The organism is Streptomyces ipomoeae 91-03 (assembly GCF_000317595.1).
Lineage (GTDB): Bacteria > Actinomycetota > Actinomycetes > Streptomycetales > Streptomycetaceae > Streptomyces > Streptomyces ipomoeae.
On the sequence record NZ_AEJC01000036.1, the window covers coordinates 1 to 406 of the forward strand.

A 406-nucleotide genomic window follows, 5' to 3' on the forward strand; every position below is an offset into this window, starting at 1 on the left:
GGTGCGGGTGAAGTCGCCGTCGCCGTACAGGAGCCCGGCCGTGAGCACGGCGACGTTCGGGACGGTGTGGATCCAGCCCAGCCCCGAGGTCTCCTCGTCCACCGTCGTGAGCGTCTCCTCCCAGGACAGCCCGGTGTCATGGAGCGAGACGACGCGCCGCACGGTACGGGCGAGGCGACAGCTCGCCGGGATCGCCGTCAGCGCCTCCTCCAGGGCCGCTCGCACGGTGGGCGCGGTGAACGCCGCCGAGACGAGCGCCGCCGCCCACATCGCCCCGATTCTGGAACGGAGTGGCGACGCCTATCTTGCGGTAGGTGCCTTCCGTGATGTCCTGCGTATCAAGAACCGTCTTTGGAATCTCGGTGTAAGGAGCCGCGCTTCTCGTTGGCCCACTCTCCCCAGTAGC

General features: G+C 68.7%; 1 pseudogene. It reads right to left on the reverse strand.

Features of this window, described 5'->3' with window-relative positions:
• A pseudogene (locus STRIP9103_RS02000) lies at positions 1 to 276 on the reverse strand (ADP-ribosylglycohydrolase family protein); the annotation flags it as partial.
• Positions 277 to 406: the final 130 nt, after the last annotated feature.